We start from the raw sequence: 620 nt of genomic DNA on the forward strand, positions 1-620 counted from the left end.
TTGCCTCCGCTGCCAAAGCTTTTACATTGTCCGTCTACCGAAAGCATTTGCTGGGCACACAATCCAACATAGCTGGAAGGATGAAGGTAAAGGTTAACCCCCCCTGCAACCGCCATTTCGCATTCCTGCTGGTTAAGATGCTCACAGGCCTCATGAATGGCGGTTAATGACGAAGAGCACATCGTATCAATGGGCATGCTGGGGCCTTGCAAGTTCAGCAAATAGGAAATCCGGTTGGCTACCGAGCTGAATGAAGTGTGCGGAAATACCCTCTCGCCCTGCTTCCATAATTCCGGGCCGTATAAATCGTAGCCGGTCTTGGTAATCCCCGCAAAGACACCCACCTTCCCGTTATATTGCGACCGGATCTGCTCCCGCGTATATCCCGCATCCTCCAATACCTCCCAGCAGGATTGGACAAACAGCCGTTCCTGGGGGTCCATGTTATGTGCTTCCAAAGGTGAAATGTTGAAAAAGAGCGGATCGAATTCCGCAAATCCGTCTATAAAGCCTCCCCACTTGCTGTAGCTTTTCCCCTGCACTGCAGCCTCCTGGGGGTCTGGATGAAAGAACCCTTCCTTGGGCCAGCGTTCTTCCGGAATTTCCGTGATGCAGTCTTT

General features: G+C 51.9%; 1 protein-coding gene. It reads right to left on the minus strand.

The window, feature by feature from the left end:
* On the minus strand, positions 1 to 620 hold a 620-nt coding region (locus L693_RS27750), incomplete at both ends, for a beta-ketoacyl synthase N-terminal-like domain-containing protein (protein ID WP_197029838.1).

The sequence above is a fragment of the Paenibacillus sp. 1-18 genome (assembly GCF_000520755.1).
Taxonomy (GTDB): Bacteria; Bacillota; Bacilli; order Paenibacillales; family Paenibacillaceae; genus Paenibacillus; species Paenibacillus brasilensis.